The organism is Globicatella sanguinis, assembly GCF_002847845.2.
Classification (GTDB): Bacteria; Bacillota; Bacilli; order Lactobacillales; family Aerococcaceae; genus Globicatella; species Globicatella sanguinis.
In genome coordinates this window covers 1,471,566-1,485,608 of sequence record NZ_CP126962.1, presented here as the reverse complement: position 1 = coordinate 1,485,608, position 14,043 = coordinate 1,471,566, and the positions used below count along the sequence as shown (strand labels likewise).

11 protein-coding genes are annotated in these 14,043 nt (G+C 37.1%); 3 read left to right on the top strand and 8 right to left on the bottom strand.

The features are described 5' to 3' along the window. Positions 1-53 precede the first annotated feature (53 nt). The 7 genes from CYJ72_RS06460 to CYJ72_RS06430 all read right to left on the bottom strand — a co-directional run bounded on the left by CYJ72_RS06460 (position 54) and on the right by CYJ72_RS06430 (position 8,967). Positions 54-1,280 (bottom strand): MATE family efflux transporter, encoded by a 1,227-nt coding sequence (locus CYJ72_RS06460; protein ID WP_284628761.1) that lies wholly within the window; start codon positions 1,278-1,280, stop codon positions 54-56. Then, entirely contained in the window at positions 1,240-1,434 is a 195-nt protein-coding gene (locus CYJ72_RS06455; protein ID WP_284628759.1) for a hypothetical protein, read from the bottom strand. Before CYJ72_RS06455 ends, CYJ72_RS06460 begins: the two co-directional genes overlap by 41 nt. A gap of 383 nt (positions 1,435-1,817) precedes the next feature. Then, positions 1,818-2,165 (bottom strand): PspC domain-containing protein, encoded by a 348-nt coding sequence (locus CYJ72_RS06450; protein WP_066125303.1) that lies wholly within the window; start codon positions 2,163-2,165, stop codon positions 1,818-1,820. Positions 2,166-2,178: 13 nt separating this feature from the next. Next, positions 2,179-2,367: a PspC domain-containing protein gene (locus CYJ72_RS06445; protein ID WP_066125301.1), complete on the bottom strand. Its 189-nt coding sequence runs from the start codon at positions 2,365-2,367 to the stop codon at positions 2,179-2,181. Positions 2,368-2,377: 10 nt separating this feature from the next. After that, on the bottom strand, positions 2,378-3,814 hold the full coding sequence (locus tag CYJ72_RS06440; RefSeq protein WP_284628756.1) for a DUF4097 family beta strand repeat-containing protein: 1,437 nt from the start codon (positions 3,812-3,814) through the stop codon (positions 2,378-2,380). Positions 3,815-4,449: 635 nt separating this feature from the next. Next, on the bottom strand, positions 4,450-7,278 hold the full coding sequence (uvrA, locus tag CYJ72_RS06435) for an excinuclease ABC subunit UvrA (protein ID WP_284628754.1): 2,829 nt from the start codon (positions 7,276-7,278) through the stop codon (positions 4,450-4,452). Positions 7,279-7,461: 183 nt separating this feature from the next. Further along, positions 7,462-8,967 (bottom strand): malonate decarboxylase subunit alpha, encoded by a 1,506-nt coding sequence (locus tag CYJ72_RS06430; RefSeq protein WP_284628752.1) that lies wholly within the window; start codon positions 8,965-8,967, stop codon positions 7,462-7,464. Positions 8,968-9,059: 92 nt separating this feature from the next. Here CYJ72_RS06430 and istA point away from each other — a divergent pair, with 92 nt between their 5' ends. The 3 genes from istA (at position 9,060) to CYJ72_RS06415 (ending at position 12,721) form a co-directional block, all read left to right on the top strand. Beyond that, a complete protein-coding gene (istA, locus tag CYJ72_RS06425) occupies positions 9,060-10,358 on the top strand; it encodes an IS21 family transposase (RefSeq protein WP_284628750.1) in 1,299 nt (432 codons plus the stop codon). Beyond that, positions 10,342-11,106: an IS21-like element helper ATPase IstB gene (istB, locus tag CYJ72_RS06420; RefSeq protein WP_284628748.1), complete on the top strand. Its 765-nt coding sequence runs from the start codon at positions 10,342-10,344 to the stop codon at positions 11,104-11,106. Before istA ends, istB begins: the two co-directional genes overlap by 17 nt. Before the next feature lie 256 nt (positions 11,107-11,362). After that, entirely contained in the window at positions 11,363-12,721 is a 1,359-nt protein-coding gene (locus CYJ72_RS06415) for an ISL3 family transposase (protein WP_284628746.1), read from the top strand. A 323-nt stretch (positions 12,722-13,044) separates the two neighbouring features. Here CYJ72_RS06415 and CYJ72_RS06410 read toward each other — a convergent pair whose 3' ends face one another. Next, positions 13,045-14,016, bottom strand: coding sequence for an NAD(P)H-dependent flavin oxidoreductase (locus CYJ72_RS06410; RefSeq protein WP_101813044.1), 972 nt, complete (start codon positions 14,014-14,016; stop codon positions 13,045-13,047). Between the last annotated feature and the right edge of the window lie 27 nt (positions 14,017-14,043).

Below are 14,043 nucleotides of genomic sequence, written 5' to 3'. Positions count from 1 at the left end.
ATCTTAGTGTTACGCATAGTGATAATTTTAACTCACTGATTTAACACTCTGTTTTAAATAACATTAAAGTTTTTCCATTTACCACTTCGATAACGCAATTCTATAAAAACAGCTCTGAATATCCAATCAAAGCACATCGCAAAAGTAACCCCGATTACTCCCCATTGTAACCAAATACCTAATATAATTGAGAACACGACCCTTACGACAAAAGTCGCTAAAATAGAAACGTACATCGCATATTTTACGTCCTCCGCAGCCCTTAACCCACTGGATAAAGCGAATGCCGAAGGATGCATCAAAAAGTTAAAGAAATTATGAATCAAACATAAAATAATTACTAAACGCGTCGTTTCCGGCGTTAGACTATAAAAAGTTAAAATAAAGGGCATCATCGCTGTAAAGACAGCATTCCAAATAAAACATCCTACATAAGCGATACGACTTAATTTTTTAAAATAATAATCAGCTGCCTGATAATCACCAGCACCAATACATTGACCAATAACGGTTATAAAAGCAGGTCCCATCGATAAAGAAAATAAAGCAGACACCGACCAAAAACTTTGTCCAATGCCATTAGCAGCTATTTGAACCGTGCCAAACATCGCGACGATACTCGATAAAGCCACTTTGGATAGATTCAATAATCCTTGTTCTACACCATTTGGTACGGCAATGTGGACAATCCGTTTAACCATTGCTGAATCATATTTAAAAATATCTGAAAACTGATAAAAGACGACACGATCTTTTTTGCTACAGACATATAACATAATAGCAGTCGCAATCACCCGTGACACTAATGAAGGAATCGCCACCCCGGCTACTCCGGCATGAAAAACAAAAATTCCTAAATAATTGCCTACAACATTCAAAATATTCATGATTATGGAAACACGCATCGTTGTTTTAGTGTCGGACATACTTCTTAAAATAGAAGAACAAGCGTTATAAACCGCAATGGCTGGCAATGATAAAGTCGTGATAAAAAGATAGATTAAGCAGGCCGACATCACATCAGCTTCTACTCGACCGAATAATACCCTTAGGATTGGTTCATCAAAAGCTAAAATTATGATGGCCACACCAATCGATATCGCTAATGACAACATGATTAACTGACTTGCAGATAATACTGCATTCCTTTTTTCTTGGCGTCCGATATATTGACTAATCACAACCGCACCACCGGCTGCTAAAGCCGCAAAGACAGATAAAAAGACGGCATTAATTTGGTTAACCAGAGCAACCCCCTGAAACAGCAGCTTCACCTGCATAAGAGACCATCAATGTATCCACTAAGCCTACTACTAACATTAAGAATTGCTCAATTAAAATAGGGATTATGAGCATTTTCAATTGTTCATTAGTAAATATTTTTTGTTGTTCTTCGATTGTAAAGTTCTTCGGTTCAATTAATTTTGCTAGCATAAGATTAAGGATGTCCTCTCATTTTTTACGTCTATTGTATATAAAATTATAGCCTAACAATTAGGAATTGAGCAAGAATATCATTTAGCTTACGCCTACACCTTCTTGGTAGCTGATTAATCCATAACCCAACATTAGAAACTTTTTTACATTCATCGCTCAAATTGAAAAAAGCATTGCTGCTCTCGCTCTTATTGTCATTTTACGTTCGGAAAATTGTTAATTTTTCTCACAAAAAACCGCTTCGGTCTCCTTCGATAAGGTCCTAAAGCGGTAGCGTTTATTACGCAAACATCAGCATTTTCTTAATATTTTCACAATCCAATTTATTTCATGAGGAAATTTAATTTTAGATACTGACATCTGTTATATTATTAAATTTACTAAAAGTCACTCCACACATCTTCATCGACTGGTGTCACATCTTTTGGTTGATTGCCTTGTGGTCGTTGTGAAAAACTTGCTGAATTTGAGCGTTCACGACGGTTGCGATAAACATACCCATCATTTGTTCTTGTTTGATTGAATGGTCGTGAACTAGCGTTTACTTGATAATCATATGGTAAAATAAACGCTAAAATCATATAAGGCATAAAACCTACACCAAAAACAAAGAACGCAATACCGAAAATTAATCTAACTGCTGTTACATCAATATTAAAGTATTCTGCTAATCCACCACATACACCCATTATTTGTTTATTAGTAGATGATTTATATAATCGTTTCATTTTTCTTTCACCCCTATTTGCGATTGCTAAAAGTAATAATTGCCCATAATATGAAGTAAATACCTAAGCCTGTTCCACGGTAAAAGAATACCGCTGCAAAAATTAAGCGAATCCAGGTTGGGTCAACTTCAAAATAGTTTCCTAAACCACCACATACACCTAATAAGATGCGGTCGCTTTGAGATAATTGTAATTTTTTCATTAAAACCCTCCTAGTCCTTTAAATAAATATTGCCGCTTGTAGAAGCAATCGTTAACTTAATCAAATCATGTTCACCATCAACTTGGCGGCCGATATGGCTTCCAGTCAGATTAACATTGTTTAATCGGTGATGAACTTCACCATAAGTAGATTCCGCCTCAATTTCTAGATTAGTCATTTGAGGAACTGCTATTTTAATATCACCAGATAATGTTTTCGCATTAATAATAGAGCCCTCACTATTTGTTTTGGTAATCACGATATCGCCATTGACTGCATCAACTTTTAAGTTACCTACTTGATCTACATAGCGTAAATTTCCATTTAAAACATGATAGTCGATGTCATTAATTTCAGAAGCTTTAATTTTAAAGTCTCCATTATAACCGTCATATACTAATAGATCAGCGGTAATATTGGCTACTTCATTATCTCCGTTTTTTGATGATAATTTAACTTCTTTGGCTTTTAGGTCCTTTAAAGAGACATCGCCATTAATTGTATCAATGAATAATTCTGAAAATACTTTTGATGGAACTTTCACCAGTGTTTCTACCGCAACACGTGGGTTCATCATATTGATAATTAATTTATCCGTTGCGCCGTCAATGGTACTTAATGATTCGAAGGCCGCAATATTATCTACTTCTTCTTTACCATATAAAACGATATCGAGGTCAACAATAATATTATCTTGTGGATGAGTTTCAACTTTAACATTACCATTTAAAATTTTAACTTCTATCTTATCAATATCTGTTGCATCAAATTGGTATTGGTGTGCAAAACTTTGTGATTTTACCCATGGTACATTCACATTAAATTCTTTCATATCAAAGTTTGAAGCCCAATCTTTGACATAACCCATAATCGTTTTTTGTAAGTTTTTCCCTTCTTTTTTGGCCTCTTCACCAAAGTTTTTGGCAGCTTTGGTGACTTGTTCAGTTGTATCTTCTACCATTTTTTTAATTTGCGATTGAGTGTTTTGTCTCATTTCTTGACGTTTGATATCAATTTCGATGGACAGCTCTTCAATTTCCGCTTCTAAATGATCTATTTTCGCCATCAAATTCGCTTGTTGCGTTTTCATGTCCTCTGTTAAATCATCTAATTCAGCAAAAATTTCTATTTCTCTTAAACGTTGCTCCGCAATCACTAATGCTTCTTGCTTCTTAGCTAATTCTTCACTGGCTTGTTCAAATTTTTCTTGAATGACTTGTTGTGCTTGTTCTTCTTGAACGTCTGTTGCTGGCGTTTGTGTTAATTGAGATGCTTCAACTTTTTCTTCAATATCTTTTTGTGCATTTTTATATTCTTCAATGAATTCATTACTTGTTACTTGAGCTTGATGATCATTTTTAGCGGCTGCTTCTAATAACTGCAAAGCTTCGTCCATTGAAATAACATTATTTTTAACTAATTCAATAATTCTTTCTTTTTCTGTCATTTTTAATTCCTCCTATGGATATATCTGGCATTCTTACCCTACAACTATATTATGCCAACTATTTACCTGAAATGCATAGGTCCCTAGACTGATTCTTTACTTTTTCCTAAAAAAAGTAGGCTAACAGTCAAAATCTGATAGATTCTAACTGCTTCTGCCTACTCTATGCAATGATGTAACGATATAATAGGGGATTGGGCCAGAAGTAAAAAAATGAATGATTATCACTTCGTCTACCTCCCTCATAGTTGAGAGTGAACAGGATGTATACATTCGAATGATTGTCACTTCGTCTACTTACCATCATAGTTGGGAGTGAAATTCGAATCATGTCACTTCGTCTACCCTCCCTCATATTTGATATTGGAAATGATGTAGACAGTCACTTTAACCGGGTACCAAGCACAATAGTCCTCAAACTAAAGAAATAAGACATAGTTGCTGTCCCTACTGCTCAACCACTGCGCCTGAAATAAACCCAATCGAACCACGCGTTCTTATTAAGTTTTGATCTAGCTTAAAAAAGTGAGATTATTGAGTTGGTAATGTAGGTGAAACCTAAGTGGATAATCTAAGTTTTGGCCCTGCTTTAAAAAGTTCGACCATTGAGTTGCTATCCAACTAAGAATAACATTTTATTGGTTTAAAATTTTCTTCAAACATTGGCCAGTATAACTACCTTTAACTTCTGCTACTTCTTCCGGAGTCCCGGTTGCAACTACTTGACCACCGCCAACGCCACCTTCCGGCCCCATATCAATGATATAATCTGCTGTCTTAATCACATCTAAATTATGTTCAATGATAACCGCTGTATTGCCCGCTTCAACTAAGCGTTCAATCACTGCCAACAACTTCTTAATATCATGTGGATGCAATCCAGTTGTCGGTTCATCTAAAATATAGAAGGTATTACCAGTGGAAACACGTTGTAATTCCGACGCCAATTTCATCCGTTGAGCCTCTCCACCGGATAAGGTCGTAGCCGATTGACCCAATGTGACATAACCTAAACCGACATCTAACAAGGTTTGTAATTTACGAGCAATTTTTGGCTGTGCTTGGAAAAATTCAACTGCGTCTTCTACTGTCATCTCTAAAACATCGCTAATGTTTTTACCTTTAAATTTAATTTCTAATGTTTCTGAATTATAACGTTTACCATGGCATACTTCACATGGCACATAAACATCAGGTAAGAAATGCATTTCAATTTTATTAATACCGCCACCCGAACATGCTTCGCAACGGCCACCTTTCACATTGAAACTAAAACGCCCTTTATTATAGCCATGTAATTTCGCATCATTTGTTTGAGCAAATAATTCACGAATATCATCAAAAACACCTGTATAAGTTGCTGGGTTAGAACGCGGTGTGCGCCCAATTGGACTTTGGTCAATATCAATCATCTTATCGAGACCTTCATAACCCTCGATTGAACTAAACTTACCTGGACGTTCTTTGGTACTAGTTAATAACTGTGCTAAGGCTGTCTTTAAAACGGCATTCACTAAACTACTTTTCCCTGAACCGGATACACCGGTCACACAAGTTAAGCGACCAATCGGAAAACTCACATCGATATTTTTAAGGTTATTATGTTCGGCTCCTTTAACCGTTACCCAACCTTTATCTTCTTGTCTGCGCTCTTTGGGGATGTCAATTTTTTCCTTCCCTGATAAATACTTTCCTGTTAAAGAATTTGGGTTCGCCATGACTTCTTTTGGTGTCCCAGCCGCCACTACTGCGCCACCTCTAGCACCTGCACCAGGTCCCATATCAATTAAATAATCAGCCTCTAACATCGTTTCATCATCATGTTCAACGACCACGAGTGTATTACCTAAATCACGCATTTTATGTAATGAGTCAATTAAGCGAGCATTATCACGTTGATGTAAACCAATCGAAGGTTCATCTAAAATGTATAAGACGCCACTTAAATTGGATCCTATTTGGGTTGCTAAACGAATCCGTTGCGCTTCCCCACCAGATAATGACCCTGCGACTCGATCTAAAGTTAAATATTCTAGTCCTACACTATTTAAGAAGCTTAAACGGTCACTTATTTCTTTAATGATGGGTTTAGCAATCATCCCTTTAGCAGTGTCAAATGTTAACTGTTCAACATAATCCACTGCATCATGAATGGATAAACTGGTAAACTCTGCGATGTTTTTATCGCCAACATAGACTGATAAAGCTTCCGGATTGAGACGTTGCCCCTTACATACAGGACAGGCTAACTCATGCATATATTGCGCCATAACGTCCCGTGTATAATCTGAACTAGTTTCTTGATAACGACGCTCAACATTATTCACAACCCCTTCAAAAACCGTATCACTGGTTCGTTTTTTGCCGCCACCCATCATTGGAGTGTAGGTAAATTTAAAGGTCGTATTAGGAGCACCGTACTTCAAAACTTGCTGATGTTCAGCTGATAAATCCTTGTATGGCACATCCATCGGAATGCCATAACTTTTAGCAAATTGCTCAAGCATCGATGGATAATAATTAGAACTAATCGGATTCCATGGAGCAAAAGCTCCTTCTTCCAAGGTTAAATTTGGATCGGGTACGATTAAACTCTCATCCGCAGTTAAGCGTGAACCTAATCCATCACATGAAGGGCAGGCTCCAAATGGTGCATTGAACGAGAATAAACGTGGCTCTAACTCAGAAACCGAAAAATCACAGTGTGGACAAGCATAGTGCTCATTGAAATAGATTGGCTCTTCTCCTATGACATCCACTTCTAAATAGCCACCTGAATAGCGTAAAGCTGTTTCTACAGAATCAAATAAACGTGAACGAATATCTTCTTTGATCACAATACGGTCAATTACCAAATCAATCGAATGTTTTAAGTTCTTCGATAGTTCTGGAACTTCTGTAACATCATATATTTCGCCATCAACTCTAATCCGCACGAAACCATCTTTAATGATTTTTTCAATTACTTTCTTATGTTGTCCTTTTTGATTACGGACCACTGGACTCATAAGCTGAATTCGTGTTCTCTCTGGTAATTCTAAAATACGATCGACCATTTGTTCAGGTGATTGTCTTTCGATTGGAATATGGTGTGTTGGACAATACGGCGTTCCTACTCTTGCATAAAGCAGACGTAAGTAGTCATTGATTTCAGTCGCTGTTCCGACCGTCGAACGTGGATTATGACTGGTAGTTTTTTGATCAATGGAGATTGCAGGACTTAAACCTTCAATGGAATCGACATCCGGCTTATCCATCCCACCTAAAAATTGACGTGCGTAAGCAGATAAACTCTCAACATATCGTCTTTGCCCTTCAGCATATAAAGTATCAAAGGCTAACGAACTTTTCCCAGATCCTGATAAGCCCGTTACCACGACTAATTTATCACGTGGTATTTCAAGGTTAATATTTTTTAAATTATGTGAACGAGCACCTTTTACTATTATTTTATCGTTTGCCACTAAAGCGGCTCCTCTCTATTTGGATTCTTCTCTATTATATCACTAACAGTCTCGATTTTCTCTTTTGATGCTATTCATTGCTTCTGCTTTATTTTTTTACAATAAAAAAGCGCAAGTTAATATATGGAAGCTTTGCTTAAACGAAGCCTCCATACACCTTCTTGCACTCATCATCACGCGATTTTACTCTAAAGTTAATTGCCAATCTTCAGCAAATAAAGCCGGATCCATTATTTTTAAATGTTTAGATACTTTAATCGACCAAGGTATTAAATCTAGTATGTCGCCTTGTAAATCGATTCCCTCAGCTATTTCCATTAAAACAAATTGCCCTTGATTATCAATTTCAAACACCGCTCGTTCTGTAATCAAAATGATTTTTTTACCGAGAGACTTCATATAATGACTCGAAAAATTGGATAATGGTAAAGATTCAACAAATTTCGTGGCATAACCTTCTTTTTGAATGACCAATTGCTGATTTTCAATCGTCAATTCTGCTTTTACTGTGAAAGAGCCGACAAAAACTATTTTATCAGCACCTTGCACGATATCTAACATGCCACCCGGACCATTTAACGTTCCATTTAAATAAGTTGAATTCATTTCCCCTTTTTGATTAAATTGACCGAAACCTAATACCGTCGTATCAATACCGCCACCGTGGTAATACTCAAATAAAGACTGACTCGGGATAATCGATTCGGCATTGTAATTCATTCCGAAGTCTAAACCTGGCACCGGCATACCGCCAATTGAGCCTAAATCAACGCTTAAATGAATCTGATCAATTAAATGAGATTCTGAAATTATTTGACCAATATTAGCTGCTAACCCTACACCTACGTTGACAAAACTCTCTTTGGCTAATTCTTGGCTCGCTCTTCTTAAAATAACTTTACTCGGGGATAGTGGTAAATGATCATACTCGGATAATGGAACTCTTATTTCATTAGAAATGGCCGGATCGTATTGCGTTATGACCGTTTGCATATGATACTTTTTATCTGCTACCACCACATAATCAACGAGCGCTCCTGGTACCACCACTTCTTTAGGAGAAATCGAGTAGTCTTCAACTACCTGTTCCACTTGCGCAATCACGATGCCGCCATTATTTTTCACAGCCGAAGCTATCGATAGGGCTTCTAAAACAAAAGGCTCACGTTTCAATGATAAATTTCCCCGAGTATCAGCATAAGACGCTTTAATAAAAGCAACATTAATAGGTAATGGTTGATAATGCAACCAACGTTCATCATTAAAATAGATTTCTTTGACCACATCTTCTTGTTGACGGGTTTTTTCGTTGATTTTTCCTCCTAAATATTTAGGATCAATAAAAGTTTCGGTTCCTACTTGACTAAATACGCCTACTCCACCACGCGCAGCATCACGATAGAGTTGTCCGATAATCCCCTGAGGCAAGTAATACATTTCAATCTCATTGTTTAAAACTGCTTCAATAGTGTTAGCTGAATAATATAAATAAGAGGTCGTGGCTCGTTTTAATAAGTTTGGATATAAAATATGATCGAGGCCTCTGCCAGGTCCGATGCCAATCCCTCCGGTCGTAATAAAAGACAAATCTCGTGGACTTTGATATTTTTGATAATATTCACCTAAACCCTTCAGTAATTGCTCTGGCAAACCGCCCATCCCTAATGAGGTCGTTATAAGTGCTAACATAAAAATGTACAGTTGTGACAAAATAAAGATGTACAAATAGATGCTTCACAGACAGGAGGAGATAACGGATAATCATTCATGAGGTAATGTGAATGTATAATCCAATCAAGATAGATTTTGCGGAAGATTTAAAAGTGAAATGTCTTAAGGATTTAGCTAATTATAAGGCTGTTATGGAGGTGTGCAATATGAAACCTAATTTTTCTCAACTCGCTCGAGAGTTGGGGAAAGATCGAAGGACGGTTCAGAAGTATTATGAAGGTTTTGAAAAGGCAACGACGAGGGTCAAGCCTTCTCAAGCGGATGACTACTACAAGTTGATCAAGGAGTTGCTTAGCGAAGACTGTATCCAAACTTTTCACTATATTCGCCACTTATGGCGCTATCTTGTAGATAACCATGACCTGCAACTAAAGGAATCTTCTTTCAGATACTATATCAACAAGAAGCCAGAGTTTAAGCAATACTTTGAGAAGAGGAAATTTATGAACAATGAGCCAATCTTGCGTTTTGAGACAGACCCGGGTCAACAACTACAAATAGACTGGAAGGAGAACTTTAAATACGTAACGAAGGAAGGGGAGCTTATTTATCTGAACGTTTTTGTGGGTATCTTAGGTTACTCGCGCTATAGTTTGTATCACGTTACCCTGAATCGGAGGCAATATACCCTATTTGCCGTCTTAAACGACATCTTTGAAAAGCTAGGAGGAATTCCCAAAGAAATACTCAATGATAATATGACGACGATCATGGAAGAGCCACGAACGTCCTATCGTCCTGGCTCTGTTAATCAGAAGTTTGAACAGTTTAGTCGTGATTATAATTTTGATGTCAGAGCTTGTGTCGCTCGGCGTGCAAGTACCAAAGGGAAAGTGGAAAGCCAAATGAAGTTGATTGATGAACTCGATGCTTATCAGGGAAAGTTTTCCTTTGAAGAGTTGGTGGGCCATGTTGAAAAGATGAATCTTCGTAAAAATCTTGAGATCCATCCAACCACCAAAAAATCACCCATGAGTCTCTTGGAATACGAAAAAGACTTCCTATCCCCGCTGCCTAGCAAAGAGATAAGAAGTCGTTACTATTATCAACAAACCGTCAAGGTGAACAGCTCTTCGATGATTAGCTATCAATCGAATCAGTATTCAGTTCCAGCTGAATACATCGGAAAAAGGCTTGGCCTAGAGGTTGAAGACAATACCTTGTATCTTTATGATAACACGAAGTTGATCACTAGTCATCCAGTATCTAATCTGGCCATGAATTACTTGCCAGGACACTATGAACAGCTCGTCGCTAGCACCATGCCCTATAAGTCACAAGAAGAGGTCGAAGCTTATTCAAAAGAAAATTTAGAAAGGTTGAACGCTATTTATGGCAAGAAAGGATAAAACAACGTATCTTCAGCTCAAGGAGAACTTAGACTATCTTAAGCTCACTCAGATGAGCCTGCATTTAGACAGGGTTTTAAGTGGCGATTACGACCACCTCTCCATTGTGGATACCCTTTTAAGGTTAACGAATCATGAGGTAGATATTAAGCGTCAAAATAGTAAGGATATGATGATTAAAATCGCTAAATTACCAATCAATATGACCTTTGAAAACTTTGACTTTGACTTTCAACCAAGCATTCAAGAGCGAGAAATCCGTGATTTGATGACCTTATCTTTTATAGAAAAAAAGGAGAATGTCGTCTTCTTGGGTTCAAGTGGAGTAGGCAAGACCCATTTAGCCGCGGCAATTGGTTTAGAAGCAGCTAAGAATCGCTATAACACCTATTTCATTAAGTGTAGCGATCTCTTAGAGAAGCTCAGAAAGGCTCAGTCAGAGAATCGATTAGAGAGCAGTCTGCGTTATTATAATCGGGCCAGCTTACTCATTATTGACGAACTAGGCTACTTACCCTTAAATCCAGGAGATGAGCGTCTCTTGTTCCAAGTCATTGACCGGCGTTATGAGACTAAGAGCACCATACTCACCACGAATATTTCCTTTGGTAATTGGGATGAGCTGTTTCAAGATGCCTTAATTGCTCATGCGATTGTTGATCGCGTCCTTCATCACTCAAAAGTGATTCAAATTAATGGTGATTCTTATCGGTTAAAAGATCATTTAAACAAGGAAGAAGAGGAATAAACATAGTCAATTCGATATGTAATTGTACATATTTATATTCACACTTTTGTACAATTTTGTGTTGACATTTACAGTCGTCGCAATATAAGCATAGTCCGGAATATGTTTCATTACTTCAATATAAGGCTCTATACTTTTTGGTGTGGATTTATAGAAATGACTCTGTTCATTCACACCTTTTTAAATCAATACAAAAAGTCATGGAATTCCATTATAATCTAATTAGCGACAAAACTATTAGAAAAGAGGAACTCACATGACCTATTCAGATGATATCAGAAAAGTACTCGAAATAACAGACCCTAATATCACTTTTATTGAAGGATGTTTGGATCAAGATCCCATCACATTGAACGGTGTCCTTTACCAGACTGTATCTGCCAAGCTTTCTTATGACCCAGTGGCTTGCCCCTGCTGTCATCAAAAAAATATTAATAACTCTATTTTGAAGCATGGCTTTAAGCAAGTAAAAGTAAAATATGCTTGTTCTCTTGCCTGTCCTAAATTAATTCTACTAAAAAAACAACGTTTTATTTGTAAAGCGTGTAAGAAAACCTTTATGGCACAAACGAACTTAGTAGAGCCAAATTGTCAGATTTCTAACTTACAAAAACAACTCGTAAAAGAACAATTGAGACTCGTACAATCTGCTTCACTGATTGCTAAAAATACCTATGTATCAATTAGTACGGTCTTTAGAGTACTCGATTCCTTGGAAAAGCAGATGAAACCACAAACGAATACCCTGCCAACTACTTTATCATTTGACGAACTACGTACAACGAAATCATGTAAAGCAGAAATGTCCTTTATTTATGCCAATGCTTCTACTCACCAAATATTAGATTTATTAGATAGTCGTCAACAAGCCGATATTAAAAACCATTTTTTCCGTTTCCCATTGGACGCTCGACGTCAAGTTGAATGGATTACGATGGACATGAACCTTCCCTTCATTAGCATGATCAAGACACTGTTCCCATGTGCTAAAATTGTGATTGACCGGTTCCATATCATTCAATTACTCAATAGGGCCCTTAATAACCTAAGGATTCAAGTAATGAATCAATGTAAAAAGAAACCCTCGAAATGTGATTATAATAAGCTGAAAAAATTATGGAAATTACTTCTTAAAAACCGAGAAGATTTAGATTTTGAGAATTATCAAACCCATCGCCTGTTCGATGGATTAGTGACTGAAAAAATGATGGTAGAATATCTCCTTTCGCTTGATATAGGGCTAAGAAATGCCTATGAAAAAATAAATGATTTCAAATATGCCATTATGACACATGATGTCGAATTGTTTCATTATGAACTTCAAGAAATAAAAAAATATTCCTATCGTCAAGTGATTCGTACAGCGTTTAACACGATTACACGCTATCAAGAGTATATCACCAATGCTTTAACCGTCACGTTATCAAATGGTCACTTAGAAGCAACCAATAATATTATTAAAACAATCAAACGAACTGGCCACGGTTATACTAATTTTAGACGTTTAAGATTAAGAGCACGCTATATTTTGTTAAGTAAGAACTGCACAAACCAAGACTATCGCCCTTTATATTTTAGTCAAGAAAAAGAATCAAAGACAAAGAAAACCGCTTAATTAGAATAAAACGGCCTTCAACACAATTGTGTTGAACGACCAAAAATTCCGTGACCCACACCATTTGACAAAGAGCCCAATATAATGGCTAACTTTTGACATAATCTCCCCCCTAAAAAAACAAACCTCTTATCATACATACCAAATTTAGTACGGATAACAAGAGGAGTGTCGTATTGTATTGATTAGATTTAATGTTTCGATGCCAATCATCCAAAAATTTTGTTTGATCAGATACCTCAAAAATCATTACATCTTATTGTTATCTTAAAAGGAATTGCATTGATGACAAGTTCAAAGACATCCACTCTCAATTTAACTGGTTATTTTTTTACTAACGCAGTCATATATTCATGTGTCTTATAGAAATCTTCCATAACCTCTTTAACAATCTCCCCTGCTGGTTTAATTTCGCGCACACGGCCAATCCCTTGTCCAACAGATAATTGCGCATCATCAAACCGGCCTTCCATCATCGCAATATTGGATGCTTTGCCAGAAATCAGGGGCATCAATTCTTTAATCGTTGCGCCATTGCGTTCTGCTTCAAGAATACGTTCCGCTTGTTTGTTTCTAACCACACGCATCGCATTTTTTAAAGATTTCATCGTTAAAATGGTTGCTGTTTCAGGTAATGTAATGGCTAATTCCTTATACTCTCTTGGTGCTACCACTTCCTCAGATGCTAAGAAACGCGTAGCCATTAAGACACCGTCGACACCTAAGGACATCGCCGCATACATACTTTTACCATCCACAATACCACCAGCAGCTAAAACCGGTACAGTTAGCTCTTCAGCTGCTTTGGCCCATAAGATGGAGCCAGCTACTTGGTCTAGCCCCGGATGCCCTCCACCTTCAGTACCGATTACGGTAATGATATCCGCACCGTCTGCTTGAGCTGTTAAAGCATGTTTAATCGACGTAACCTTATGAATTATTGGAATACCCGCTTCTTTAATAGGTTTAATAAAGTTACCCGGTCTTTGTCCTGAAGTTTCGATTACTGGAACTTTTTCTTCAATTAAGATATTAATATATTCCAAAATCACTTCTGGAATCACTACTTCCGGTACCAGCGAAATATTAAAGCCAAATGGTTTATCTGTTAAAGAACGGACTTTTCTAATTTCTTTACGTAATTCGTCTCCATTAGTAAAAGCCATTGCTGGAACTAATCCTAAACCGCCAGCATTGGATACTGCCGCTGCTAATTCAGCTAAAGACATATATTGCATTGAGCCTTGAACAATCGGGTATTCAATGCCCAATATTTCAGTTAATCTCGTTTTCATCGTTTTACCTCCTACCTTTAACGAAAA

Excerpts from the sequence above, each read along its gene's own strand:
- CYJ72_RS06460 (WP_284628761.1), bottom strand. The coding sequence starts at position 1,280 with ATGCAGGTGAAGCTGCTGTTTCAGGGGGTTGCTCTGGTTAACCAAATT.
- CYJ72_RS06455 (WP_284628759.1), bottom strand. The coding sequence starts at position 1,434 with ATGCTAGCAAAATTAATTGAACCGAAGAACTTTACAATCGAAGAACAA.
- CYJ72_RS06450 (WP_066125303.1), bottom strand. The coding sequence starts at position 2,165 with ATGAAACGATTATATAAATCATCTACTAATAAACAAATAATGGGTGTA.
- CYJ72_RS06445 (WP_066125301.1), bottom strand. The coding sequence starts at position 2,367 with ATGAAAAAATTACAATTATCTCAAAGCGACCGCATCTTATTAGGTGTA.
- CYJ72_RS06440 (WP_284628756.1), bottom strand. The coding sequence starts at position 3,814 with ATGACAGAAAAAGAAAGAATTATTGAATTAGTTAAAAATAATGTTATT.
- CYJ72_RS06430 (WP_284628752.1), bottom strand. The coding sequence starts at position 8,967 with ATGTTAGCACTTATAACGACCTCATTAGGGATGGGCGGTTTGCCAGAG.
- istA (WP_284628750.1), top strand. The coding sequence starts at position 9,060 with ATGTATAATCCAATCAAGATAGATTTTGCGGAAGATTTAAAAGTGAAA.
- istB (WP_284628748.1), top strand. The coding sequence starts at position 10,342 with ATGGCAAGAAAGGATAAAACAACGTATCTTCAGCTCAAGGAGAACTTA.
- CYJ72_RS06415 (WP_284628746.1), top strand. The coding sequence starts at position 11,363 with ATGACCTATTCAGATGATATCAGAAAAGTACTCGAAATAACAGACCCT.
- CYJ72_RS06410 (WP_101813044.1), bottom strand. The coding sequence starts at position 14,016 with ATGAAAACGAGATTAACTGAAATATTGGGCATTGAATACCCGATTGTT.